20 protein-coding genes are annotated in these 25011 nt (G+C 72.7%); 9 read left to right on the top strand and 11 right to left on the bottom strand.

From position 1 onward, the window contains the following. Positions 1-72 precede the first annotated feature (72 nt). Both BM223_RS16590 and BM223_RS16585 read left to right on the top strand, forming a co-directional pair. Positions 73-1590, top strand: a complete 1518-nt coding sequence (locus BM223_RS16590; RefSeq protein ID WP_038679803.1) for an RNA polymerase sigma factor — start codon at positions 73-75, stop codon at positions 1588-1590. Positions 1591-1602: 12 nt separating this feature from the next. Next, positions 1603-2535: a M28 family metallopeptidase gene (locus tag BM223_RS16585; protein ID WP_038679802.1), complete on the top strand. Its 933-nt coding sequence runs from the start codon at positions 1603-1605 to the stop codon at positions 2533-2535. Here the strand turns inward: BM223_RS16585 and BM223_RS16580 are convergent. From BM223_RS16580 to BM223_RS16555, 6 genes are all read right to left on the bottom strand, one after another. Further along, entirely contained in the window at positions 2524-3909 is a 1386-nt protein-coding gene (locus tag BM223_RS16580) for a CapA family protein (protein ID WP_052138781.1), read from the bottom strand. The two genes, BM223_RS16585 and BM223_RS16580, sit on opposite strands and share 12 nt — an antisense overlap. Positions 3910-3960: 51 nt before the next feature. Then, positions 3961-4749 (bottom strand): ABC transporter ATP-binding protein, encoded by a 789-nt coding sequence (locus BM223_RS16575; protein ID WP_038679800.1) that lies wholly within the window; start codon positions 4747-4749, stop codon positions 3961-3963. Next, positions 4746-5780, bottom strand: a complete 1035-nt coding sequence (locus BM223_RS16570) for a FecCD family ABC transporter permease (protein ID WP_052138780.1) — start codon at positions 5778-5780, stop codon at positions 4746-4748. The genes BM223_RS16575 and BM223_RS16570 overlap by 4 nt, the downstream gene beginning before the upstream one ends. Then, the gene (locus tag BM223_RS16565; protein WP_038679799.1) at positions 5777-6808 is read right to left on the bottom strand and encodes a FecCD family ABC transporter permease; all 1032 of its coding nucleotides are present in this window, start codon (positions 6806-6808) and stop codon (positions 5777-5779) included. The genes BM223_RS16570 and BM223_RS16565 overlap by 4 nt, the downstream gene beginning before the upstream one ends. After that, positions 6801-7820, bottom strand: coding sequence for an ABC transporter substrate-binding protein (locus BM223_RS16560; RefSeq protein WP_038679798.1), 1020 nt, complete (start codon positions 7818-7820; stop codon positions 6801-6803). The genes BM223_RS16565 and BM223_RS16560 overlap by 8 nt, the downstream gene beginning before the upstream one ends. A gap of 98 nt (positions 7821-7918) precedes the next feature. Then, positions 7919-8140 carry a DUF7455 domain-containing protein gene (locus tag BM223_RS16555; protein WP_038679797.1) on the bottom strand — a complete coding sequence of 74 codons (222 nt, stop codon included), beginning with the start codon at positions 8138-8140 and terminating at the stop codon, positions 7919-7921. Positions 8141-8470: 330 nt separating this feature from the next. On the opposite strand from BM223_RS16555, the gene BM223_RS16550 reads away from it, so the two are divergent. After that, positions 8471-10558, top strand: a complete 2088-nt coding sequence (locus tag BM223_RS16550; protein ID WP_038679796.1) for a DNA gyrase/topoisomerase IV subunit B — start codon at positions 8471-8473, stop codon at positions 10556-10558. A gap of 119 nt (positions 10559-10677) precedes the next feature. Here BM223_RS16550 and helR read toward each other — a convergent pair whose 3' ends face one another. Beyond that, positions 10678-12861: an RNA polymerase recycling motor ATPase HelR gene (helR, locus tag BM223_RS16545; protein ID WP_038679795.1), complete on the bottom strand. Its 2184-nt coding sequence runs from the start codon at positions 12859-12861 to the stop codon at positions 10678-10680. A 71-nt stretch (positions 12862-12932) separates the two neighbouring features. Between helR and BM223_RS16540 the strand changes: the two genes are divergently transcribed. Next, complete coding sequence (locus BM223_RS16540) at positions 12933-13313, top strand: hypothetical protein (RefSeq protein WP_038679794.1); 381 nt, start codon at positions 12933-12935, stop codon at positions 13311-13313. On the opposite strand, the gene BM223_RS16535 is transcribed toward BM223_RS16540, so the two are convergent. From BM223_RS16535 to BM223_RS16520, 4 genes are read right to left on the bottom strand one after another with little or no spacing between them, the layout of a single operon-like run. Continuing rightward, positions 13297-13791 (bottom strand): beta-class carbonic anhydrase, encoded by a 495-nt coding sequence (locus tag BM223_RS16535; RefSeq protein ID WP_038679793.1) that lies wholly within the window; start codon positions 13789-13791, stop codon positions 13297-13299. The two genes, BM223_RS16540 and BM223_RS16535, sit on opposite strands and share 17 nt — an antisense overlap. A 10-nt stretch (positions 13792-13801) precedes the next feature. Beyond that, the gene (locus tag BM223_RS16530) at positions 13802-15544 is read right to left on the bottom strand and encodes an MFS transporter (RefSeq protein WP_038679792.1); all 1743 of its coding nucleotides are present in this window, start codon (positions 15542-15544) and stop codon (positions 13802-13804) included. A 7-nt stretch (positions 15545-15551) separates the two neighbouring features. Continuing rightward, positions 15552-16274, bottom strand: a complete 723-nt coding sequence (locus tag BM223_RS16525) for an LppX_LprAFG lipoprotein (protein WP_038679791.1) — start codon at positions 16272-16274, stop codon at positions 15552-15554. Positions 16275-16278: 4 nt separating this feature from the next. Then, positions 16279-18807 carry a DNA gyrase/topoisomerase IV subunit A gene (locus tag BM223_RS16520; protein WP_038679790.1) on the bottom strand — a complete coding sequence of 843 codons (2529 nt, stop codon included), beginning with the start codon at positions 18805-18807 and terminating at the stop codon, positions 16279-16281. Positions 18808-18975: 168 nt separating this feature from the next. Between BM223_RS16520 and BM223_RS16515 the strand changes: the two genes are divergently transcribed. From BM223_RS16515 to BM223_RS16495, 5 genes are all read left to right on the top strand, one after another. Next, a complete protein-coding gene (locus BM223_RS16515; RefSeq protein ID WP_038679789.1) occupies positions 18976-19563 on the top strand; it encodes a dihydrofolate reductase family protein in 588 nt (195 codons plus the stop codon). A gap of 32 nt (positions 19564-19595) precedes the next feature. Next, positions 19596-22316 (top strand): bifunctional acetate--CoA ligase family protein/GNAT family N-acetyltransferase, encoded by a 2721-nt coding sequence (locus BM223_RS16510; protein WP_235318932.1) that lies wholly within the window; start codon positions 19596-19598, stop codon positions 22314-22316. A gap of 59 nt (positions 22317-22375) precedes the next feature. Then, positions 22376-22963, top strand: coding sequence for a DUF5998 family protein (locus BM223_RS16505; protein ID WP_038679788.1), 588 nt, complete (start codon positions 22376-22378; stop codon positions 22961-22963). 4 nt (positions 22964-22967) lie between these two features. Continuing rightward, entirely contained in the window at positions 22968-24110 is a 1143-nt protein-coding gene (locus BM223_RS16500; protein ID WP_038679787.1) for an alkaline phosphatase family protein, read from the top strand. A 142-nt stretch (positions 24111-24252) separates the two neighbouring features. Continuing rightward, complete coding sequence (locus BM223_RS16495; protein WP_038679786.1) at positions 24253-25011, top strand: hypothetical protein; 759 nt, start codon at positions 24253-24255, stop codon at positions 25009-25011.

Here is a 25011-nt window from a genome sequence, read left to right as displayed (position 1 = left end):
CGTGGCAGAATGACGACAGCGGTCTTGACACCTCCGGTCTTTGCCGCGCCCTAGAACCGTCAGCATCGAGAGGTGTTCGTGTCCTCGAACCATCGTTCGGTCCCGCCCGCCCTGCTCGGCCACCCGTCCATCGTCGCGCTGATCGAGCGCGGAGCTCCGGTGGGCAGCGTCACGGCCGAAGACGTCCGGCAGGCCTTCGCCGCCGCTGAAGTCGCGCCCGCCCAGCTCAAGGCCCTGATGGCGCACCTCGCCGGCCTGGGCATCTCCGTCGCGCTCGGCTCGCCCGTCGACCAGCGTGCCGTGGCCGCGGCCGCGCGCAAGACGGCGGCGAGCACGGCGACGACAGCCAAGAAGGCGCCCGCGAAGCCCGAGGCCGCCAAGCCGGCCCCGAAGCCCGCTCCGGCCAAGCCCGCGGCTCCGGCCGCACCCGCGGCCAAGAAGGCCGCGCCCGCCAAGAAGGCCGACGCCGCTCCGGTCGCCGGCGCCGAGGCGGCCGCTCCCGCGGTGGGCCCCGACGGCAAGAAGGTGCTCCCGGACATCTCCGACGAGCAGTTCGAGAAGGACGTCGCCGCCGACCCCACCATCAAGGAGGACGAGGAGGAGGCCAGCGCCACGTCCTCGTTCGTGGTCTCGGCCGCCGACGACACCGACGAGCCTGCCCAGCAGGTCATGGTCGCCGGCGCCACCGCCGACCCGGTCAAGGACTACCTCAAGCAGATCGGCAAGGTCCCGCTCCTCAACGCCGAGATGGAGGTCTCCCTCGCCAAGCGGATCGAGGCCGGCCTCTTCTCCGACGAGAAGCTCGCCCGTGGCGGCAAGATCTCCCCGAAGATGCTCGAGGAGCTCGAGTGGATCGCCGAGGACGGCCGCCGCGCCAAGAACCACCTGCTCGAGGCCAACCTGCGTCTCGTCGTCTCCCTCGCCAAGCGCTACACCGGCCGCGGCATGCTCTTCCTGGACCTCATCCAGGAGGGCAACCTCGGTCTGATCCGCGCGGTCGAGAAGTTCGACTACACCAAGGGCTACAAGTTCTCGACCTACGCCACGTGGTGGATCCGCCAGGCCATCACCCGCGCCATGGCCGACCAGGCCCGCACCATCCGGATCCCGGTGCACATGGTCGAGGTCATCAACAAGCTCGCCCGCGTCCAGCGCCAGATGCTGCAGGACCTCGGCCGCGAGCCCACGCCCGAAGAGCTCGCCAAGGAGCTCGACATGACGCCCGAGAAGGTCGTCGAGGTCCAGAAGTACGGTCGTGAGCCGATCTCGCTGCACACCCCCCTGGGTGAGGACGGCGACTCGGAGTTCGGCGACCTGATCGAGGACTCCGAGGCGATCGTCCCGGCCGACGCGGTCAGCTTCACGCTCCTGCAGGAGCAGCTGCACGCCGTCCTCGACACGCTGTCCGAGCGCGAGGCGGGCGTGGTGTCGATGAGGTTCGGCCTCACCGACGGCCAGCCCAAGACGCTCGACGAGATCGGCAAGGTCTACGGGGTCACCCGCGAGCGGATCCGCCAGATCGAGTCGAAGACGATGTCGAAGCTGCGGCACCCGTCGCGCTCGCAGGTCCTGCGCGACTACCTCGACTGACGAGAACCAGCCGTGCCGGCGAGGACGACCACGAGTGTGGTCGTCCTCGCCGCATTTCTGGCGGGCTGCAGCACCGAGCCGACCCGGGACCGGACGCCGCCCCCTTCCCAGCAGCCCGCGACCGCGGCACCGGCTCCGACGCCGCCGCCCGCGCGCCCGGTCACCTTCGACGCCGCGAGGGCCGACGCCGCGGTGCGCCACCTCGCCGTCCGGATCGGCCCGCGCCTGGCCACCGGTCCCGGCTTCCGCCGCGCCGCCGACTGGGCGGCGGGCGAGCTGGAGGACGCCGGCTACGAGGTGCGCCGGCAGCGCTTCGCCGTCCCGGCGGGTGACTCGTGGGGCGTGCCGGTGCCGGCCGGACACAGCCAGAACGTGGTCGCCGTCCCGCCGGGGTTCGACTCCACCCGGCCGCACCTGGTGCTGGGCGCGCACCTCGACACCGTCGCGGTCTCGCCCGGCGCTGAGGACAACGCGTCCGGCGTCGGCGTGCTCCTCGCCCTGGCCCGAACGGACCTGCGCGCACGGCTGCCGGTGGTGCTGGTGCTCTTCGGGGCCGAGGAGCCGCGCGGCCCGGGCGACGACGACCACCACTACGGCTCGCGGCACTACGTGGCCGGGCTGAGCGCTCCCGAGCGGCGGGCGGTGCGCGGGATGCTCGCTCTCGACCGGGTCGGGACCGGCGCCGTCGTCCCGGTGGGCAGCGCGACCGAGGACCCGCCGCGGGCGCTGGTGCGGGCGGGACGCCGGGCCGGGGTGCCGACCGCGGCCGAGACCGGCCAGCGCTCCAGCGACCACTGGTCGTTCGTGCGGGCGGGCCTGCCCGGGTTGCGCGTCGGCAGCACGCCGTACGCCGGCTACCACAACGCGCGCGACCTGCCCCGGCTCGTCGACGCCCGGCAGCTCGACCGGGTGGGCCGGCTGGTGCTGGCCTGGCTACGGGGCTGAGGAGCGGAACGGTCCGGTGCTGTTGGTCCAGACGTCGCCCAGGATGTCGGCGGCCAGCCGGCCCCGCACCGGACGCGGCGCGAAGTCGTCGTCCATCGCGTAGGGGACGAGCTGGAAGCCCTTGAGCTCGGTGCCCCAGAACACCGCCTCGAGGACGACGCCCTGCTGGGTCTCGGTCATGAAGTCCATGTCGAACACGAAGTTGCCCAGCGAGTGGGCGATGAGCGTGCCGTCGTGCCACTCCAGCCCCTGCACCCAGTGCGGGTGCCCGCCCACGACGAGGTCGGCGCCCGCGCGCGTGAGCCGGCGAGCCACGCGGGACTGGATCGGCTCGGCGACGTGCGTGTACTGGGTGCCCCAGTGCGGGAGCACGACGACGACATCGACCTCGGTGTCGAGCCGGCGGACCAGCCGCTCGACGTGCGCGAGGTCGCTGTCGACGAGCGGGCCGGTCCGCGGGGGCATCCGCACCGACAGCGCGCCGGGACGCCGGGCGGTCGCCCGCGGGGTCTCGCCGATCGCGTTGAACCCGATCACGCCGAAGCGCACGCCGTTGCGCTCGGCGACGTACGCCGTGCTCGCCTCGGCCAGGTCGCGGCCTGCGCCGAACGCCCGGACCGGGCCGTCGGCGAGCAGGTCGAGCGTGCGCAGCAGCGCGCGCTCGCCGAAGTCGCCGGTGTGGTTGTCGGCCAGCGAGACCGCGTCGAAGCCGGCGTCGGCGAGCCCCTCGAGGATCGCGGGCGGCGCGGCGAAGGAGTCGTCGCCCTGCTGTGGCGGGCCGTCGTCGGAGAGTGTGCTCTCGAGCGTGCCCAGGGTGAGGTCCGCGGAGCGGAGCCGGCGCTGGAGCGGACGCAGCGGCAGGCTCGGGTCGCCGGCCGCGGTCGCGCGGACGCCCACGCGCCGCCCGAGCATGACGTCGCCGACCACCGTCAGCGTGGTGACCGCCGGCGGTGGCGGGCCGGCGACGAGCAGCGGGTAGTCGGCCGGCCGGCGCAGCGGGTCGACGCCGCCGACCCGCGCCGCGCGCACGGTGGCATCGAGCTGCGAGGCGGGCAGCAGCGCGACGGCGTCCCGGTCGCGGCGCACGGCCCGCACCGTCGTGACCAGGCGCAGCGGCCGGTCGCTACCGTCGAGGGTGCGCCAGGTGTCGGCCTCGCCGGCCACGAGCGCATCCGCCTCGGCGACGCTCAGCCGGGGCGCGGGCCGCGACGCGTGCACCGCGACGACGAGCGGGTCGCGGGCCACGGGTGCGGGCGTGCGGCCGGCGGAGGGCGGGTCCGGCGGTGGCTGCTCGGCCGGGGCCGTGCAACCGAGCACCAGCCCGAGCCCGGCGCCGAGGACGCCGAGCCCGAGAGCACCGCGGCGCCGGGTCATGCCGTCATCGTCGCCGAGCCCGGCGGCAGGGTCCAGCAGCCCGGCCGCGGGTCAGTCGCCGGCCGGCACGATCATCGGCGTCCCCGCGACCGGGTCCGGGACGACGACGCACGGCAGCCCGAACGCCTCCTCGACCACCGCGGCGGTGACCACCTCGGCCGGCGGTCCCTCGGCGAGGACCCGGCCGCCGGCCATGACGACGAGGTGGTCGCTGTAGCGGCACGCGAGGTTGAGGTCGTGCAGGACGGTGACGATGGTGCGGCCGGTGGCCCGGTTGAGCGTGCGCAGCAGCCGCAGCAGGTCGACCTGGTGACTGATGTCGAGGTACGTCGTGGGCTCGTCGAGGAGCAGGAGGTCGGTCTCCTGCGCGAGCGCCATCGCGATCCACACCCGCTGCCGCTGGCCGCCGGACAGGGCGTGCAGCGGCCGGTCGACGAGCTCGACGGTGTCGGTCGCGGCGAGCGCGGCGGCGACCGCCGTCTCGTCGTCGGCCGACCAGCTGCGGAACCAGCCTTGGTGAGGGTGCCGACCGCGCGAGACGAGGTCGGCGACGGTGATGCCGTCGGGCGCGACGGGCGTCTGGGGGAGCAGGCCCAGCACCCGGGCGACCTCGCGCGAGGCGCGGTCGAGGATGGGCGTGCCGTCGAGCAGCACCTCGCCCGCCGACGGGCGCAGCAGCCGGGCGAGCCCGCGCAGGAGGGTCGACTTGCCGCAGGCGTTCGCGCCGACGATCGCGGTGACCCGGCCGTCGAGGACGTCGAGGTCGAGGGCGTCGACGACGGTCCGGTCGTCGTAGCCGAGCGACAGCGCGCGCGCTGCCAGTCGTGGGGTCGCGGTCATCCGCCCAGGCCCTTCCGGTTGGTGGTGGCGATCAGCCACAGCAGGTACGGCGCCCCGACGGCGCCGGTGACGACGCCGGTCGGCATCTCGACGGGCAGGAGGTTGACGGCGATGTAGTCCGCGACCAGGCACAGGATCGCGCCCGTCGCCCCCGCCGCGACGATGCTGCCGCGCGCCGGGCCGAGGAGCCGGTCGGCGACCGGTCCGGCGACGAGCGCCACGAACGTGATTGGCCCGGCGACCGCCGTGGCGAGCGCGGTGAGCAGCACGGCGACGCCGATGAGCGTGAGCCGGCACAGCTCGAGGCGGGTGCCGAGCCCGCGGGCGGTGTCGTCGCCGAGTTCGAGTGCGCGCAGCATCCGCTGGAGCAGCGGGACCGTGGGCGCCAGCGCGAGCAGGCACCACAGGAGGACGGCGTTCTCGGCGTCCCCGGCCTGGCCGATCGAGCCGGTCAGCCAGTGCAGCGCCTCGCGGGCCTCGGTCAGCGAGGTCCGGGTCAGCAGGTAGCCGGTGATGCCGGTCGCGAAGGCCGACATCCCGATGCCGATCAGGATGAACCGGTAGCCGCTCACCCCGTCGCGCCACGCCAGCAGGTACATCGCCAGCGCGAAGGCGAGCGCTCCGACCAGCGCCAGCACGGGGATGCTGAGCCCGGCCAGCGCCGGCACCGCGATGCCGGCGACGGCGAACACGCTCGCGCCTGCGGAGATCCCGACGAAGTCCGGCGAGGCCAGCGGGTTGCGCAGCAGCTGCTGGAAGATGGTGCCGGCGGCGCCGAGCGCGATGCCGACGCCGATCGCCGCCTTGACCTGCGGGAACGCCAGGTCCTGCACGATGAAGTCGACCGCCGCGCTCTCCCGGGTGCCCAGCAGCGAGCCCAGCACCTGGTCGAGGCTCAGCCGGACCGACCCGAAGCACAGCGTGAGCAGCCCGAGCAGCACCGCGAGCGCCAGGAGCACCAGCGGGACGAGGACCGCCCGGCGTGCCCGTCGCCGGCGGACCTGGCGCAGCGCCACCGTCGCGGTGCTCACAGCTCCGCCAGCCGGGTCGAGCGCACGAGCGCGATGAAGAAGGGGGCGCCCAGCACGCCGAGCACCACCCCGACCTGGAGCTCGCCGGGCGAGCCGAGCACCCGGCCGAGGATGTCGGCGCCGAGGAGCAGCAGCGGCCCGAGCAGCAGGCAGTAGGGGAGGATCCAGCGGTAGTCCGGCCCGCAGATCGCGCGCGCCACGTGCGGCACGACGAGGCCGACGAAGACGATCGGCCCGCAGGCGGCGGTGGCCGCGCCGCAGAGCACGGCGACGACGGCGAACAGGCCGATCCGGGTCCGGGTCAGCGAGATGCCCAGGCCGCGCGCGGCGTCGTCCCCGAGGGCGAGGGCGTTGAGCGGGCGCCCGCACAGCAGGCCGACCGCCAGCGCCACCAGCAGCACCGGCGCGACGCCGGTCACGATCGGCGCGTAGCGCCCGGACAGCGAGCCGACCTGCCAGAAGCGGAACTCGTTCTGCGCCTGGAGGTCGGTGAGCAGCAGCCCGATGGTGACCGCGCTCAGCCCGGCGGTGATGGCCGCACCGGCGAGCGCCATCTTCACCGGCGTCGCGCCGTCGCGCCCGAGCGAGCCCACGCCGTACACGAGGGCGGTTGCGGCGAGCGCCCCCACGAACGCGAGGACGACGTGCACCTCGATCGCGGTCAGCCCGCCGGCGGTGATGCCGAGGACGACGGCGAGCGCGGCGCCGGACTCGATGCCCATGATCGACGGGTCGGCCAGCGGGTTGCGGGTCAGCCCCTGCAGGATCGCGCCGGCCACGCCGAGCGCGGCGCCCACCAGCACGCCGAGGATCGTCCGGGGCACCCGGAGCCGCACCGTCACGGTGTCGTCGGTGGTCACCGCGCTGAGGTGGCGCAGTGCGTCGAGGACGTCGTGCAGCCCGATCTCGCGCGAGCCCTGGGTGATGCTGAGGAAGACGACGCCCAGCAGCAGGACGAGCAGGACGCCGAGGCCGGCCGGCCGGCCCGCGCGGACACCGCGCCGGGCCGGGGCCTGGGCCTCAGTCACCGATCGAGTCGTCGAGGCCGGAGAGCTGCTCGGTCAGCTTGGTCAGCGCCGTCGCGTAGTGGCCGTAGGTGTGCAGCCAGAAGCCCGGCCACTCGACGATCTGGTCGGCCTTCGCGGCCCGGATCGTCGACCACGTGGGCTGCGACTTCACGGTCTTGCGGTCCGCGGCCATGCTCCGGTTGTCGAACATGAGGACGTCGGGCTGGTACTTGTCGGCGTTCTCCCAGCTGAGGTTCTCCCAGTAGGGGAAGCTCGGGTCCGGGGAGTCCGGCTCGATGATGTCGAGGCCCCAGCGGTCGAAGTCGAGCAGCTCGGGGGCGTACTCCGGGTTCGCCACGTAGAGCACGTCGGTGGCGGGGGAGACGGCGAGGGCGGTGAAGTCCTTCTCCTTCATCGCGGCGACGAAGGTGTCGCGCGCCTCCTCGAAGGCGGCCTTGTCCTTGGCGCCCTGGGAGCTCTCGGTGTCCGCGCCGAGGCTCGCGGCGAGCTTCTCGTAGCCCTCGGCGAGGTCGAGGATCGAGTCGCCCTGCGCGACGCCGACGACCGGGGCGAGCTCGGCGATCTTCTTGCTCTTGGCCTTGACGCCCTCCTCCATGCCCGAGTGCGCCTTCTCGGCCGGCCACCAGTCGGCGACGATCAGGTCGGGGGACAGGGTGGACGCCTTCGCGACGTCGATGGAGCCCCACTCCTCGCCGAGGATCTCGATGCCGTCGAGGTCGAGGCCCTGCAGGTTCGGGTCGGTCTTCACCGACTCGTCGCCGTAGATGCCGACCGGGCGGATGCCGTACGACATGAGCGCGGCCGCCTCGGCGGCGTGGGCGATGATCCGGGTCGGGACCTCGTCCAGGGTGACCTTCTCGCCGGAGCCGTCGGTGAACGACCACGGGCCCTCGGGGGTGGCCGAGGCGCCGGAGGCCGGCTGCGTGTCGTCGTCCTCCTGCAGGTCGGAGGAGCAGGCGGCGAGCGCCAGGGCCAGCGCGGCGGCCGTGACGAGCGACAGGGGGGATCTCATGAGGGAAGGCTAACCTAAGCGATCTGGCAGGACCGCGGAGTCCCAAAAATGCCCGAGGCCCCGAGGAGTGCCTCGGGGCCTCGGGTCCGACGGGCCGGTCAGTCGGCGACGGGCGCCGGCTTGTCGGACAGCTTGTGGGTCTCGTCCTGCACGGTGACGGCCACTTCCTTGAGCGCGTCACCGTGTTCACGAGCGTGGTGGGCGCAGAAGAGAAGCTCGCCGCCGGACGCGAGCTCTACGCGGAGGTAGGCCTGTGCGCCACAACGGTCGCAGCGGTCCTCCGCGGTCAGCGGAGCGCTGGGAGCAACGGCAGTTGTCATCTCTCGGCCTCACTTTCTAGCGATCGCCATCCGTATCGGATGTCGTCCGGATCAACGTAGCGACTAGGTCAAAGATTCCCGTCCTCGGGTGGTCCATGCCACGTTCGCCACATCTCCATCCAAGCACCCGGACCAGGTCCGGTGGTTCATTTTCCACTGCCTGAAACCAGGCTGTGACCATCCGATCGACCAGGATCGCCTGACCCGAGCGGGCGAGCGGCCGATGCTCGCCATGGTCCTCCCGCACGAACGGGTGTGCCTGCACCGACTCCCGGCGTGTCGCGGGTAGATTCATCCCTTCGGAACACCGTTTCACCAGCACCACCCCCGATGAAGGAGCCGGTCATCGCCGACAACACCTACAACGCCGCCCACCTGCTGGTCCTCGAGGGACTCGAAGCCGTGCGGAAGCGTCCCGGGATGTACATCGGCTCCACCGACACCCGCGGCCTGATGCACTGCCTCTGGGAGATCATCGACAACGGCGTCGACGAGGCCCTCGGCGGCTTCGCCCGGCGGGTCGAGGTCACCCTGCACCCCGACGACTCCGTCGAGGTCTACGACGACGGTCGCGGCATCCCCACCGACAAGGAGCCCAAGACCGGGCTCCCCGGCGTCGAGGTCGTGGCGACCAAGCTCCACGCGGGCGGCAAGTTCGGCGGCGGATCGTACGTCGCCACCGGTGGTCTGCACGGCGTCGGCCTGTCCGTCGTCAACGCGCTGTCGAGCCGGATGGACATCGACGTCGACCGCTCGCCGGCGCGCCAGGGGCTGAGCTTCCGCCGCGGCGTCCCCGGGGTCTTCGCGGGCGAGGGCCCGTCGGCCGCCTTCGAGCCGCAGTCGGGCCTGACCCGCAAGGGCGCCCGCGTGGCCAAGGGCAAGTCCGGCACCCGGATCCAGTTCTGGCCCGACCGCCAGATCTTCACCAAGGACGCCGAGTTCGTCCTCGACGGTCTCATCGGCCGCGCTCGCCAGACCTCGTTCATCGTGCCCGGCCTCGAGCTCGTCATCCGCGACCAGCGCGCCGCCGACAAGTCCGAGTGGACCGAGGAGAAGTTCCGCCACGACGGCGGCATCGGCGAGTTCTGCGACTACCTCGCGACCGGTGACCCGGTCACCGACGTCCTGCGGCTGCAGGGCAGCGACGTGTTCACCGAGACCGTGCCGCTGCTCGACGACAAGGGGCACATGACCCCCCAGGACGTCGAGCGCGAGCTGACCGTCGACGTCGCCGTCCGCTGGGGCACGGGGTACGAGAGCGAGCTGCGCTCGTTCGTCAACGTGATCGCCACCCCCAAGGGCGGCACCCACGTGTCGGGCTTCGAGACCGCCCTGACCAAGACCTTCAACGACGCCATGCGCGCCTCGAAGGCGCTCAAGGTCAACGACGACGACGTGATCAAGGACGACATCCTCGAGGGGATGACGGCCGTCGTCACCGTCCGGCTCGCCGAGCCGCAGTTCGAGGGGCAGACCAAGGAGATCCTCGGCACGCCGGCCGCGCGGACCGTCGTCCGCAAGGTGGTGGCCAAGGAGCTCAAGGAGTTCCTCACCTCGACCAAGCGCGCCGAGAAGGCGCAGGCCAAGCTCCTCATGGAGAAGGTCGTCGGGGCGTCCAAGACCCGGATCGCGGCGCGCCAGCACAAGGAGACCCAGCGCCGCAAGAACGCCCTGGAGTCGTCGTCCCTGCCGGCGAAGCTCGCCGACTGCCGCTCCGGCGACAACGAGCGCACCGAGCTCTTCATCGTCGAGGGTGACTCCGCACTCGGCACCGCCAAGCTCGCCCGCAACGCCGAGTTCCAGGCCCTGCTGCCCATCCGCGGCAAGATCCTCAACGTCCAGAAGGCCTCGGTCGGCGACATGCTCAAGAACGCCGAGTGCGCCTCGATCATCCAGGTCGTCGGCGCCGGCTCCGGCCGCACCTTCGAGCTCGACGCCCGCCGCTACGGCCGGATCATCTTCATGGCCGACGCCGACTCCGACGGCGCCCACATCCGCACCCTGCTCGCGACCCTGTTCTTCAAGTACATGCCCGACCTGGTCAAGGCCGGCCGCGTCTACTCCGCCGTCCCGCCCCTGCACCGGATCGAGATCTCCAACCCCAAGAAGGGCCAGGAGAAGTACGTCTACACCTATTCCGACGACGAGCTGCAGCGCAAGCTCGCCGAGCTCAAGAAGAAGAACGTCAAGTGGAAGGACCCGGTCCAGCGCTACAAGGGCCTCGGCGAGATGGACGCTGACCAGCTGGCCGAGACCACCATGGACCCGCGCCGTCGTACGCTGCGGCGGCTGACGGTCGACGAGCTCGAGGTCGCCTCGGAGGTGTTCGAGCTGCTGATGGGCAGCGACGTGGCACCGCGCAAGGAGTTCATCATCCAGGGGGCGTACGAGGTCGACATGGAGACCCTCGACGCCTGATCCCGCCCCCGCGAAGTGCGTGGGTTGCGGGGCCGAAGTGCGCCGGTTGCGGGTCCGAGATGCGAGGGCGCGCTCGGGTCTCGCACCCGCAACCTCCGCACTTCGGACCCGCAACCTCCCTACTTCGCGAGGATGACCAGCTCGCCCGTGGCGCGGGTCATCGCGACGTAGCGGTCGACGGCGCCCTCGATGCCGTCGCCGAAGGCCTCCGGCTCCACCAGGACGACGAGATCGAACTCCAGGCCCTTGACCAGCTCGGGCGACAGCGACCGCACCCGCCCCGACGGCGACCGGTACGACGGCGCGCCGATCACGCACGCGATGCCCTCGCCGTCGGGGTGCTCGGCCAGCCAGGTGTCGACGACGGCGTCGAGGTCGGCGGGGGAGCCGTGGCGGACGGGGAGGCCGGAGCGGCGGATGGAGGTGGGGACGTTGGCGTCGGGGAGGGCGGCGCGGATGACGGGCTCGGCCTCGCGCATGACCTCCTCGGGGGTGCGGTAGTTCACGGTCAGCGAGGCGAGGGTGATCCGGTCGAGGCCGGCGGCGGTGAGGCGGTCGGTCCAGGAGTCGGTGAAGCCGTGGCGGGCCTGGGCGCGGTCGCCGACGACGGTGAAGCTGCGCGACGGGCAGCGCAGGAGGAGCATCTGCCACTCGGCGTCGGTCAGCTCCTGGGCCTCGTCGACGACGACGTGGGCGAAGGGGCCGGCGAGGAGGTCCGGGTCGGCGTCGGGGACGGCGGACGGGTCGTCGAGGGCGCCCCGCAGGTCCTCGCCGCGCAGCATCGACATGATCATCAGGTCCGAGTCGTCGGCGGCGATGAGGTGGTCGACGACGGCGGACATCTCCTCGCGGTCCGCGGCCCGCTGCGCGGCCTGGCGCTGCCGGCGGCGGGACGCGCCAGGGTCGCCGAGGCGCTGCCGGGCGGCATCGAGGAGGGGCAGGTCGGCGGTGGTCCAGGGCGAGCCCTCGGGGCGGCGCAGCGCCCGCAGCTCGTCGGCGCTCAGCCAGGGGGCGCACGCGCGGAGGTAGGCGGGCACCGCCCACAGGTCGCCGACGACGTCGGTGTGGGTGAGTAGGGGCCAGGCGCCGTGGAGCGTGTCGACGAGCTCGGGATGGCGGCGCAGGGAGGCCCGGACGGCGTCCTCGGGCACGTCGGCGGCGGCGTCCGCCGGCAGCTTGTCGACGAGGATGTCGAGCAGCGCGTCCCAGACCTGGTCGCGCGCCTCGTTGTGGGGGACGCCGGGCTCGGGGGCGGTGAACGCCTCGGCCCAGTCGGCGGTGCTCACCCAGAAGTCCGCCCAGGGGGTGTCGACCGACATCCCCTGGGTCGGGGGCTCCTCGTAGATCGCGACCGCCTTCTCGATCGCGCCGACGAGCGCGGCGGACGCCTTGAGCCGGGCGACCTCCGGGTCCGGCTCCCGGACGGCGGCCGCGCCCTCGGGCACCAGGTCGGCCAGGGTGCAGGTCTGGACGCCCTCCTCGCCGAGGCTCGGGAGGACGTCGGCGACGTAGGCCAGGTACGGGCGGTGCGGGCCGACGAAGAGGATGCCGCCGCGGTGGTGTCCCGCGCGGCCCAGCCGCGGGTCGGCGTACAGGAGGTAGGCCGAGCGGTGCAGCGCGACGACGGTCTTGCCGGTGCCGGGCCCGCCGTCGACGACGAGGGTCCCGCGCGAGCCGGCCCGGATGATCGCGTCCTGGTCGGCCTGGATGGTGCCGAGGACGTCGCGCATCTGCTCCGAGCGGTGGCTGCCGAGGCTGGCGATGAACGCGGACTGGTCGTCGAGCGCGGCCCGGTTGCCGGGGTCGTCGAGGCCCTCGGCGGTGAACACCTCGTCCCAGTAGTCGGTGATCCGGCCGCCGGTCCAGCGGTAGCGGCGCCGGCTGACCAGGCCGAGCGGATGGGCGTGGGTGGCCGCGAAGAAGGCCTCCGCGGCGGGCGAGCGCCAGTCGACGAGCAGCCGGCGCCCGTCGGGGTCGGTGAGGCCGAGCCGGCCGACGTACACGGGCTCGGGGGAGTCGGCGGCGACCATCCGACCCAGGCACAGGTCGCGGCCGAACCGGCGCAGGGCGCGCAGCCGGCTGCTCAGCCGGTGCACCTCCTGGTCGCGCTCGAGGGCGCCGGTGCCGCTGCCGCCGGGCGCGCGGCGGGCCTCGTCGAGGCGGGCGGTGAGGTCGGCGACGGTGTGCTCGATGCTGGCGGAGACGGCGGCCAGGTGCTCGTCGTCGTGGGCGATCAGGGTGGGGTCGTTCTTGGCGGAGAGGCGGTCGGGCAGGGCGAAGGCGGAAGCGGTCCGAGGCGTCACGGCGGGAGATTCTCCGGTACGGACGGGGCCTTGCGGCAAGCCCCCATCGGCGCTATACGTTGAGAGTGGTGATGAGCGCCGACCGCGCGGCCGTCGTCAAAGCGCTCAAGTCTCACGGCGCCAAGGCACGTCGCGGGCACCTGAGGATCGCTGTCGGCGACCTCTTCTGGTACGTCGACCCGCGGGTCGAGGGCGCCGGGCCGAGTGCCGCGCTGCGGCTCGAGGTCGGCTGCTGGCCGCCCGCGCTGCCGCCGGAGCCCGACGGCGGCGCCGTCGACTGCCCGCTGCTGCTGGACGTCGCGCTCGGCGACGACCCGGTGGCGCGCACGGACGAGCTCGTCGCCCGGGTCGGCGCGATCGGCGACCTGGGCGCGCTGTCGGCCGCGCTCGGCGACCTGCCGGGCGCGCTGGTCGACCAGGCCCTGCGGGACCTGCTCAGACCTCCTGGCTGAGCAGACCCGTGTCGACGTCGTAGATGAACCCGCCGACCTTGACCGACTCGGGGATGAGCGGGTGCGAGCGGACCTTGCGGACGTCCTCGGCGAGCGACTGCTTCTGGTCGGCGATCACGTGGAAGGCGTGCCAGGTGACGTCGTGGCCGACGGCGGCGCCGATCTTCTCGTGGATCTCGGCCTCGGTGCTGGAGGCCATCGCGCAGCGGGTGTGGGGGATCACCAGGATCCGGTCGACGTTGAGCAGGTGCGCGCCGAGCACGAGCGCCTCGAGCGCCGCCTCGGTCACCCGGCCACCCGGGTTGCGGAAGATCTTGGCGTCGCCGTAGTCGAGGCCGAGCATCCGCAGCGGGTCGATGCGCGAGTCCATGCAGGTGACGATGGCGACCCCGGCATGGGCCTTGCCGTCGAACCCACCCTGGTCGAAGGTGGCCGCGTAGTCGTTGTTCGCCTTCAGGAGGTCGTCGAAGTCACCCATGCGACCAAGATTAGCCACCGGCGCGGAGCACCTCGGCGGTGTCCACGTCGCGAGTACGGGCCCGGGCGAAGACGACCAGCGCGAGGACGGCGGCCGCGAACGCGGCGACCGCGGCACCGAGGAAGACCGAGTGCTCCTGGAGGATGCCGAGCTCGGTGATGCTGAGCTTCGGGTCGTCCTCCTGGGCGGCGTAGAGGCGGCGCAGGCCGATGGTGGTGAGCGCGGAGATGCCGACGAGCATGCCGACCATCCGGGCCACGACGACCAGGGCGCTGGCCAGGCCGTGGGTGTCGTCGTCGGTGGTGGCGAGGATCGCGGCGTTGACCGGCGCGAGGGCGATCCCGAACCCGAGCCCGCCCAGGACGAGTGGGAGGTTGGCGGCGAAGCCGTCGAGGCTGTGCGCGTCCCACTGCGCCATCAGCAGGAAGCCCACGCCGGCGGCGCTCATGCCCACCGCGGTGAGGACGCCGGCGTTGACCCGGCGCAGCAGCCAGCCGCCGAGGACGGCGCCGACCGGCAGCGCGGCGAGGAAGCGGAGCAGGACGAGCGCGGCGCCGAGCTGGGAGGAGCGCTCGGTGGTGGTCCGGGCGAAGAGCGGGATGTCGACCAGGGCCGCGATGAGCGCCCAGCCGACGAGGAAGCTGACGACGAGCGCCCCCCAGGCCGGCGTCGGGCGCAGCGCGCCGCGGGGGACGATGGGGGACGCGGCCCGGCGCAGGTGGAGCAGCAGCAGGACGACGGCGATCGCCGACCCCGCGAGGAACCAGGGTCCCTGCGGCGAGAACACCGCGACCTCAGGGTCGGCGGTCGCGAAGGCGAGCACGATGCCGCCGAGCGCGAGGGCGAGCAGGCCCGCGCCGAGCAGGTCGGCCGCGAGCAGGTGGCCGAACCAGCCGCGCAGGTCGACGAGCGGCGGACCGCCGAGCCAGCGGCCGAACCAGCACCACAGCGCGAGCAGCACGAACGCCGCGATCGTCGCGACGCCGACGGGGGTGACCCAGCGGCTGCCGCCGTCGACGTAGGGGATGAAGAGCTGGCCCCAGGTCAGGTCGCGCTGGAGGCCGCCGGGCTGGACGAACGTGAGGAAGCCCGCGGCGAGGGTCACCGCGAGCAGCGCCAGGCCGACGACATCGGGCAGCCGGCGCCGCCGTGCGGCCATCGCGTCGGCGCCAGGGGAGTCAGGCGTGCCCGCGACCCGCGCGACCACACCCACCGCGACGGTGAGGAGCGCGCCGACCGCGAGGTTGATCGCGAAGATCCCGCGCCAGCTCGTGAACGACAGGACCATGGCGCCGAAGAGCGGGCCGAGGACGCTGCCGAACTCCTGGACGGCCGAGACCAGGCCGAGCGGCAGCCCGCGCCGGTCGACGGGGTAGAGCGCGGCGACCAGCGACATGGTGGCCGGGACGAGCCCGCCGCCGCCGACGCCCTGGAGGAAGCGTCCGGCGACCATGCTCGGCAGGTCGTAGGACAGCGCGGTGATCAGCGAGCCCGCCGAGAAGACCACCAGCGACATCGCGAGGACGGGGACCTGGCCGCGGAGGTCGGCGATCCGCCCGATGAGCGGCAGCATCGCGACGTACCCGAGCAGGAACCCGGAGACGATCGGGGCCGCGCGCTGCAGCTCCTCGACGGGGATGCCGGCGCCCGCCATCATGTCCGGCAGGGCGAGGACGACGACATAGGTGTCGACCGCCGCGAAGGCGACCGCGACCGCGCAGAAGCCCAGCAGCAGCCGGTTCGCCGTGCTCACTCGGGGCTCACTTGGGGGCCGTGATGTCCTTGTCGACGTCGTACTTCGTCACGTCGATCGTGTACGTCATCGGGTCGGCGTCGGGGAAGAACGTGCCGGAGAGCCGGGCCGTGCGCAGGTGACCGCTGTCGTCGACCCGGTAGGTCGCGTCGAAGTCGTCGCCCTCGGCACAGGGGAGGATCTTGCGGATCGAGTCACCCGTGGCGGTGCCCTCGTAGGTGGTGAAGATCTCCTTGTTGTCCGTGCCGCCGCGCTCGGACTTGCCGGCCTTGACGTCGGTGCTGCTGGTGAGCACCGACGAGACGCCGCTCGTCGCGTCGAGGAGCAGCGCCGGGTCGGGGGCGCACAGCTCCTTGGGCTGGAACCGGTCGCTCCAGCCGCCGAGCGCGAGGTGGTTGATCCACAGCGTGCCGTCGACCGAGATCACCGGCACCTCGGAGACCGCGAAGCCGGACACCTTGCCGTCGACCGTCCCCTCGAAGGCGGGCGGGTCGGCGACGATGGTGCCGCTCGCCGACTTGAGGTAGTCGACACCGGGGTCGTCGGAGGTCGAGATGGAGACCTCGACGCCGGACGTGCCGTCGAGCAGCTCCTTGGCCTTCTTGCCCGCGTCGGACCAGGACGGCGCGCCGTCGCCGCCACCGCCGTCGTCGCCGGAGCAGGCGGTCAGGCCGCCGACGGCGACGAGCGTGGAGAGCAGGCCGGCGGCCACACGGGTGGAGGTCGTCATGCGCTCACCCTGACACATCGCCCGAGGACGGCGGCGCGGGATCCGCGGACGAGCCGCCGGACGGGGCGGCGCCGAGGGCCACGGACAGCGGGCCGGCGACCGCGACGATCGGCTGGCTGCCGGGCAGGCCGGAGCCGTCGCGACGGCCGGTGGCCTCGGGCAGGTCGACCGGCGCGCCGCTGGCCGCGGTGGCCCGGGCGGGCGCGGGCCCGGCCCAGGCGAAGACGAGCGTGTCCTCGCCCTTGAGGAAGCGGTGGCAGCGCACGCCGCCGGTGGCCCGGCCCTTCGCGGGGTACTCCCAGAAGTCGGTCACCTTGACCGAGCCCGGCTCGGTGCCGGGCAGGGCCGTGGCCGAGCCCGAGGCGGTCACCAGGACCACGCCGCCGGGCGCGTTGAGGTCGAGCACGCCGAACCAGACGACCCGCTCCTTGTCGGTCACCCTGATGCCGGCCATGCCGCCGCCGGAGCGGCCCTGGGGGCGCACGCCGTCGGCGGGGTAGTGGAGCAGCTGGGCGTCGGAGGTGACGAAGCAGAGCTCCTCGGAGCCGGTGGTCAGCTGGACCGCGCCGACGACCTCGTCGCCGTCCTTGAGGGAGATGACCTCCCACTCGTCCTTGTTGAGCACCTCGGGGTTGACCCGCTTGACCACGCCCTGGCGGGTGCCGAGCGCGAGCCCGGGACCGTCGGTGGTCAGCGTGGTGAGCGCGAGCGCGCGCTCGCCCTTGGCCAGCTCGAGGACCTCGCTCAGCGGCAGGCCGCCCTGGAGGTTGGGCTCGTTGGCCGAGGGCGGGATCGCCGGCAGGTCGAGGACGGCGAGCCGCAGCAGCCGCCCGGCCGAGGTCAGCACGCCGAGGTCGGCGCGCGCCGAGGTGCGGACCGCCGAGACGACGACGTCGTGGTTGGCGCGGCCGCCGCCGGTGCCGATCTCGTCGGCGGACGTCGTCCGGGCGAGCAGGCCGGTCGCGGACAGCAGCGCGAAGCACGGGTCGTCGGCAACCTCGAGGGGCGCGGCGGCCGCGGCGACCGCCGTGGTGCCGGCCGACTCGAGCAGGACGGTGCGCCGCGGCGTACCGAAGGTCTTGGCGACCTCGGCCAGCTCGGAGGAGACGAGCTTCTTGAGCAGCGCCTCGTCGGCGAGGATGGCGTCGAGCTCGGCGATCTCCTTGCGGAGCTCGTCCTGCTCCTTCTCGAGCTCGAGCCGGGAGAACTTGGTGAGCCGGCGCAGCTCCATGCCGAGGATGTACTCGGCCTGGATCTCGGAGAGCTCGAAGACGCTCATCAGCCGCTCCTTGGCGGCCGCGGCGTTGTCGCTGGTGCGGATGACCTGGATGACCTCGTCGATGTCGAGCAGCGCGAGGAGCATGCCGTCGACCAGGTGCAGCCGGGCGGCCTTCTTGTTGCGGCGGAACTGCGAGCGGCGCCGGACGACCTCGTAGCGGTGCTGGAGGAAGACGTCGAGCATCTCCTTGAGGCCCATCGTGCGCGGCTGGCCGTCGACCAGGGCGACGTTGTTGATGCCGAAGGAGTCCTCGAGCGGCGTCAGCTTGTAGAGCTGCTCGAGCAGGGCCTCGGGGACGAAGCCGTTCTTGACCTCGATCACCAGGCGCAGGCCGTTCTCGCGGTCGGTGAGGTCCTTGATGTCGGCGATGCCCTGGAGCTTCTTGGACTGGACCAGGATCTTGATCCGCTCGACGATCTTCTCGGTGCCCGTGCCGTAGGGGAGCTCGGTGACGACGATGCCCTTGCGGCGTCCGATCGTCTCGACCCGGGCGGTCGCGCGCATCTTGAAGACGCCGCGGCCGGTCTCGTAGGCGTCGCGGATGCCGTCGAGGCCGACGATCTTGCCGCCCGTCGGCAGGTCGGGGCCCGGGATGAACCTCATCAGCCCCTCGATGTCGGTCTTGGGGTGCTGGATGAGGTGGCGCAGCGCCTGGACCACCTCGACCAGGTTGTGCGGCGCCATGTTCGTCGCCATGCCGACCGCGATGCCCGTCGTCCCGTTGACGACGAGGTTGGGGATGGCCGACGGCAGCACCGACGGCTCGTACTCGCGGCTGTCGTAGTTGGGCCGGAAGTCGACGGTGTCCTCGTCGATCGACTCGGTCATCGCCAGCGCGGGCGGCGCCATCCGGCACTCGGTGTAGCGCATGGCCGCCGGCGGGTCGTCGGGCGAGCCGAAGTTGCCGTGGCCGTCGACCATCGGCAGCCGCAGCGACCACGACTGCGCCGTCCGCACGAGGGCGTCGTAGATCGCGCCGTCACCATGCGGGTGCAGCCGGCCCATGACCTCACCGACGACGCGCGCCGACTTCACGTGCCCGCGGTCGGGCCGCAGGCCCATGTCGTTCATCGTGTAGAGGATGCGCCGCTGGACCGGCTTGAGACCGTCGCGCGCGTCGGGCAGCGCGCGGGAGTAGATCACCGAGTACGCGTACTCCAGGAAGGACGACTGCATCTCGTCGCGGATGTCGGTGTCGAGGATGTGCTCCTCGAAGTCCTCCGGGAGGGGATCCTGCTGGGTACGCCGTGCCATGGGGGGCATTCTTCCGGGTGGCGCCGACAGGTGCGGCAGGGGCTCGCCGTGTCCCGTCTGTGTTCCCGCGAAGTGACACGTTCCGTGCTCCTTCGCCCGCCGGAACGTGCCCCTTCGGCGGCCGCGTGCAGCCGATGATTCCTGGGGCGGGCGCCGGTCTGACCCACCATGGCGACAGTGATGATGCACGCGGTGGCGTCCCTCGACGGCTTCATCGCCGATGACAACGACGACGTCGGACCGCTGTTCGACTGGTACTTCAACGGGAGCCGGCCGCTCACCGACGGCGCCGACCACGGTCCCTTCGCCGTCTCGGAGGCGTCGGCGGCCTACGTGCGGCCGATGTGGCAGAGCATCCGGGCGATCATCCAGGGGCGGCGCCTGTTCGACCAGACCAACGGCTGGGAGGCGACCCCGCCGGCGGGGGAGCACCTGCTGGTCGTCTCGCACCGGCCGAAGCCGGAGGGCTGGCACCCGGAGGCCGAGGTCCCGTTCTTCGACGACATCGCGGCGGCGGTCGAGGAGGGGAAGCGGCGAGCCGGTGACGGCGTGCTGGCGATCTGCGCCGGCGACATGGGTGGGCAGGCGCTCGCCGCGGGTCTGGTGGACGTCGTGGCGATCGATGTCGTGCCCGTGGTGTTCGGCTCCGGGAGGCGCTACTTCGGGTCGGTGGCGGGCCAGCACCTGCTCGAGGATCCGGACGTCGTCGTGCAGGGGGACCGGGTCCTGCACCTGAAGTACCGCGTGCGCCGCTGACGCGTGTGGCCGGGGCCGATAGATTTCTCCCCGTGAGCCCCGACCCGACCCCGACGGACGAGATCGAGGCGCCGCCCGCGCACTGGGAGGGCGACGTCCTGCTCCGTGACGGGCGGACGGCGCACATCCGGCCGATCCGGCCCGAGGACGACGAGCTGCTGGTCGAGTTCTACGCGCGGGTCTCCGACGAGTCGAAGTACTACCGCTTCTTCTCGCCGATGCCGGTCCTCTCCGACCGCGACGTACGACGGTTCACCCACGTCGACAACCGCGACCGGGTCGCGCTGGTGCTGATCCTCCAGGAGCGGATGATCGCCGTCGGCCGCTACGACGTCGTCGAGGCCCGCGAGGCCGAGGTCGCGTTCCTGGTCGAGGACGAGCACCAGGGCCGCGGGATCGCCCAGCTGCTGCTCGAGCACCTCGCCCAGGCCGGCCGCGAGCGCGGCGTCGAGCGGTTCACTGCCGAGGTGCTGCCCGACAACAGCCGGATGATCCAGACCTTCCGCGACGCCGGCTACCGGGTGGCGAGCGGCTACCACGACGGCGTGATCACGCTGGAGTTCCCCATCGACCCCACCGACACCGCGATCGGCGTGATGCGCGACCGCGAGCACGCCGCCGAGGCCGCGTCGATCCACCGCTTCTTCCACCCCCGCTCGGTCGCGATCATCGGTGCCAGCCGCCGGCAGGACACGATCGGCCAGGTCCTGGTCCGCAACCTGGTGACGGCCGACTTCACCGGCCGCGTGTACGTCGTCAACCCGAGCGCGCCCGCGGTGTCGGGCATGCCGGCGTACAAGAACGTCAACGAGATCCCCGACGAGGTCGACGTCGCGATCGTCGCGGTGCCCGCCGACGCGGTGACCGACGTCGTGCTCGACTGCGCCAACAAGGGCGTGCACGGGCTCATCGTCATCTCGTCCGGCTTCGCCGAGACCGGCGAGGAGGGGCGCAAGCGGCAGCGCCACCTGGCCGGCCTGTGCCGCTCCTACGGCCTGCGGCTGATCGGCCCCAACTGCCTGGGCGTCCTCAACACCGACCCGACCGTGCAGGTCAACGCGTCGCTGTCGTCGGTGATGCCGGCCCGCGGCCGTGCGGGCTTCTTCTGCCAGTCCGGCGCGCTCGGCTCGGCGATCCTCGAGAAGGTCAAGAACCGTGGTCTCGGCATCTCGACCTTCGTCAGCGCGGGCAACCGTGCCGACGTCTCCGGCAACGACCTCCTCCAGTACTGGGAGGAGGACGACGCGACCGAGGTCGTCATGATGTACCTCGAGTCCATCGGTAACCCGCGCAAGTTCTCCCGGATCGCCCGCCGGGTCTCGCACCGCAAGCCGATCGTCGCCGTCCGCTCCGGGCGGACGACGCAGGGCGTGCCGATGGGCCACACCGTCCGCCGGATCGGCGCACCGCAGGCCGCGGTCGACGCGATGTTCCGCCAGGCCGGCGTGATCCAGGTCGACACCCTCGACGACATGTTCGACGTCGCCCAGCTGCTCGCCCACCAGCCGCTGCCGCGGGGGCGCCGGGTCGCCATCGTCGGCAACTCCGACGCGCTCGGGCTGCTCGCCGCCGACGCCGCCTCCGCGGTCGGGCTCGTCGTCAACCGCTCGGTCGCGCTCGGCGCCGACGCCACCGCCGAGGACTTCGAGGACGCCCTCGACGACGCCATCGACGACCCGGACGTCGACTCGGTCATCGCCGTCTACATCCCGCCGCTCGACATCTCGGGCGAGGAGGTCGCCAACGTCCTGGCGGCCGTGGGGGAGCAGTCCGACAAGCCGCTCGTCTCGTCCTTCCTCGGCGCCGAGGGCATCCCCGAGCTGCTGCGGGTTCCCGACGTCGCGGGCTCCTCGGCCGGCCGCGGCTCGGTGCCGTCGTACCCGGCGGTCGAGGCAGCGGTCCGCGCGCTGGCTCGCGTCGTCGAGTATGCCGTGTGGCTGCACGCACCCGACGGCCCCTCCGCCGATGCCGGCGAGGTCGATGCCCGCAGCGCGAAGCGGCTGGTCGACCGGATCCTCGCCGACCCCGAGGTCGCCGCCACCGATCGCGAGGTCGAGCTCGACCAGGCCCAGCTGACGACACTGCTCAACGCCTACGGCATCCAGCTCTGGCCGACGATCCCGGTCGCGAACCTCGACGAGGCGATCGCGGCGGGCGAGCAGCTCGGCTGGGACGTCGTCCTCAAGTCCACGCTGCCGGCGGTGCGCGAGCGCCCCGACCAGATCCACGTGTGGCGCAACATCCCCACCGCTCCCGAGATGCGCGAGGCCTGGGACTACCTGGGCGGCCTGATCGACCCGGGCATCGGGCGCTTCGTCGTCCAGCGCAACGCTCCGACGGGCGTGCCGATCTCGGTGCGCTCGTTCGAGGACCCGCTGTTCGGGCCGGTCGTCTCGTTCGGCATCTCCGGGCCGGTCATCGAGCTGCTGGGGGACTGGTCCTACCGGATCCCGCCCCTGGGCCAGCACGAGGTGGCCGCCATGGTGCGCGAGGTGAAGAGCTCGCCGCTGCTGTTCGGCTACCGCGGCGCCGACCCGGTCGACGTCGGGGCCATCGAGGACCTCATCACCCGGGTCGCCGAGCTCCAGAACGACCTCCCGCAGGTCGCCTCGCTCGAGCTCTCGCTCGTGCTCGCCGGGGTCGACGCGGCCACCGTGCTCACCGCGTCCGCGCGGGTGGCGGCGGTCAAGGACCCGCGGCCGGACTCGCTCGTGCGCCGGATGCCCGACCTCGCCACCACCATCCCGGACTGAAAGCGGGCCTGAGGGCGCCTCTCGCCGCGCTGCCGCGCCGGTCGTGCGAGGATTCCCGCATGCCCACACGTGCCCGCGCTCACGAGGGAGACCGCCACGCCGAGCTCCAGGCCGCGATCAACCGGACCGGCTACTACCCCGAGGTCGTCTCCGACGCGGTCACCGACGCACTCGGCGGGGAGCCGGTGGTGTCGTACTACGTGCACCACGAGCCGACCTTCGAGCGTGACGAGGTCCGCCGGCACCAGACCGTGATCGTGCTGACCCCGAGCCGGCTGATCCTGGCGCACACCGACGAGCACGCCGGCGACGACCTGCTGCCCGAGCCGTACACGTCGACCTCCACCGAGGCGGTCAGCCTGCGCGCCGTCGCCTCCGTCGTCGTCACCCGGATGACGACCAACCCGACCGCCGGCCCGCGCCCGCCCGCCGAGGCGGTGCTGACCATCGGCTGGGGTGCGGTGAGCCGGATCGACCTCGAGCCGGCCGGCTGCAGCGACCCCCAGTGCGAGGCCGACCACGGCTACACCGGGACGTCGTCGTCCGACGACTTCTCGCTGCGGGTCTCCGCGGCCGCCGACGGCACCGACGCGGTCGGCGGGCTCCTCTCGTTCGCCGCGTCGCTCTCCGCGCTGACGAGGGGCTGACCGGGTGGACCAGGTCGAGCAGGCCGCCTTCTGCGAGCCGGCCTACGGCGTCCGCTCGCTCGGCGACGTGGTTCCCGCGATCGCCCACGCGCTCGGGAGCCCTGTCGGGCCGGCCCCCACGGGGCTGACCCTGCCGGACGCGACGTCGTACGTCGTCTTCCTCATCGACGGGCTCGGCGCCCGGCTGCTGGAGCGCTACGCCCACGCGGCGCCGTACCTCTCGTCGCTGCTGGAGAGCTCGACGCCGGCCACGGCGGGCGTGCCGTCGACCACCTCGACGTCGCTGACCTCGCTCGGCACCGGCCTGACGCCGGGCGCCCACGGGCTGGTCGGGTTCACCACGCGCATCCCCGGCACGAGCGAGCTGCTCAACGCCCTGCTGTGGGACCACGACATCGAGCCGACCCAGTGGCAGCCGCACCAGACGGCGTTCTCGTCGCTGCAGAACGCCGGCGTGCGGGTGACCGTCGTCAACAAGCGGGAGTTCAACGGCAGCGGGCTCACCGTCGCCGCCCACCGCGGTGCAGACTACGTCGGCGTCGACCGGGTCGGCGAGCGGATCGCCGCCGTCCTCGACGCCTCGACCCCCCACGCGGGCCAGGCGGCCCTCACCTACGTCTACGACGGCGACCTCGACTGGACCGGTCACCGCTGGGGCGTCGCCTCCAGCCAGTGGCTCCAGCAGCTCGCGATGATCGACCACGAGGCCGAGCAGCTCCGCGAGGCCCTGCCCCACGACCGCCGCCTCCTCGTCATCGCCGACCACGGCATGGTCGACGTCGGGCCCGACCACCGCATCGACGTCGCCGCCGACGACGACCTGCGCTCCGGCGTCGCCCTCGTCGGCGGCGAGGCCCGGTTCCGCCACCTCTACTGCGCCGGCGGCGCCGTCCCCGACGTCGTCGCCACCTGGCGCGAGCGCCTCGGCGAGCGCGCCGACGTCCTGACCCGGGCCGACGCGATCGGCCGCGGCTGGTTCGGCCCGGTCGACCCGTCGGTGCTGCCGCGGATCGGGGACGTCGTCGTCGCGTGCAAGGGGGAGTTCGCGGTGCTCTCGACCGAGGGGTTCCCCTATGAGTCGCGGTTGATCGGCATGCACGGGTCGCTGACGCCGGACGAGATGTTGATCCCGGTGCTGCTCGACTGAGCTTCGCTGGCCCGATCACAGCCAGAAGGTCGGAGGATCGACCGGGGCCGGCCGGGGGCGGGCATCAAGCTCGCGAAGATCCCGGCCACGAATCTGGGCATTCCGCCTCCACTGTCCGGGACCCGGTCCTAGTTTCGATTTCATGATGCTCCCCCACAAGATCGCAGCGCTCGGCGCTGCCGCCCTCCTCGCTCCTCTCGCCCTGACGGTCGCGGCGCCCGCCGCCCACGCGGACGAGAGCTACGCCGGCTCGATCGGTGCTGCTCCGATCGGAGTCTTCTACCAGCCCAACGCGAACGAGACCTGCAGCACGACGAACGCGTCGGTCGCGCTGCCCTACAGCTCGGTCGACTACGTCTCGCAGTCGTCGGGGCCGCGTCGCTTCGTGGTGCACGCCGCGGACGTGCCCGCCGCCGCGCAGCTCGCGTTCTACGTCTACCGCAACGGCGTCTGTGTCGCTGCCGACTACCAGCCCGACCCGGGCGAGGAGTCCACCGCGACGGTCGACCTCGATCGCGTCGTCCTCGCGAAGGGTGACCGGGTCTCGGTGCGCATCATCTCGTTCGCGAACCCGGCTTGGCGCCTCGACATCCTCCAGCCCGGTACGGCGAACGCCGCCGCGGCAGGCAAGGGCGCGTCGTACGTGAAGCTGCCGTACCAGGTGAGCTGCGCGAGCAAGAAGGCCACGGTGCAGGTGGCCGGCAAGGCGAAGGCGCGCAAGATCAAGTCGATCACGTTCACTGCCGGTGGCAAGAAGGTCGCTGCGGTCAAGGGCGTGCGGGCGCGGCAGAACATCAAGCTGAAGGGCATCCCGGCGTCGGCGACGTCGATCAAGGCGGTCGTGAAGCTCAAGGGCGGCGGCAAGGCCAAGGTCACCCGGGCCTACAGCGCCTGCCGCTGA

The sequence above is a fragment of the Pimelobacter simplex genome, assembly GCF_900114845.1.
Taxonomy (GTDB): domain Bacteria; phylum Actinomycetota; class Actinomycetes; order Propionibacteriales; family Nocardioidaceae; genus Nocardioides; species Nocardioides simplex.
The sequence above is the reverse complement of the archived record's forward strand: the minus strand, read 5'-3'. Positions and strand labels throughout refer to the sequence as shown.

Bases quoted from the DNA above. Each gene is read 5' to 3' on its own strand.
- BM223_RS16505 (WP_038679788.1), top strand. From the start codon at position 22,376: ATGCCCACACGTGCCCGCGCTCACGAGGGAGACCGCCACGCCGAGCTC.
- BM223_RS16550 (WP_038679796.1), top strand. From the start codon at position 8,471: ATGAAGGAGCCGGTCATCGCCGACAACACCTACAACGCCGCCCACCTG.
- BM223_RS16580 (WP_052138781.1), bottom strand. From the start codon at position 3,909: ATGACCCGGCGCCGCGGTGCTCTCGGGCTCGGCGTCCTCGGCGCCGGG.
- BM223_RS16540 (WP_038679794.1), top strand. From the start codon at position 12,933: ATGAGCGCCGACCGCGCGGCCGTCGTCAAAGCGCTCAAGTCTCACGGC.
- BM223_RS16495 (WP_038679786.1), top strand. From the start codon at position 24,253: ATGATGCTCCCCCACAAGATCGCAGCGCTCGGCGCTGCCGCCCTCCTC.
- BM223_RS16535 (WP_038679793.1), bottom strand. From the start codon at position 13,791: ATGGGTGACTTCGACGACCTCCTGAAGGCGAACAACGACTACGCGGCC.
- BM223_RS16575 (WP_038679800.1), bottom strand. From the start codon at position 4,749: ATGACCGCGACCCCACGACTGGCAGCGCGCGCGCTGTCGCTCGGCTAC.
- BM223_RS16555 (WP_038679797.1), bottom strand. From the start codon at position 8,140: ATGACAACTGCCGTTGCTCCCAGCGCTCCGCTGACCGCGGAGGACCGC.
- BM223_RS16520 (WP_038679790.1), bottom strand. From the start codon at position 18,807: ATGGCACGGCGTACCCAGCAGGATCCCCTCCCGGAGGACTTCGAGGAG.
- BM223_RS16525 (WP_038679791.1), bottom strand. From the start codon at position 16,274: ATGACGACCTCCACCCGTGTGGCCGCCGGCCTGCTCTCCACGCTCGTC.
- BM223_RS16515 (WP_038679789.1), top strand. From the start codon at position 18,976: ATGGCGACAGTGATGATGCACGCGGTGGCGTCCCTCGACGGCTTCATC.
- BM223_RS16560 (WP_038679798.1), bottom strand. From the start codon at position 7,820: ATGAGATCCCCCCTGTCGCTCGTCACGGCCGCCGCGCTGGCCCTGGCG.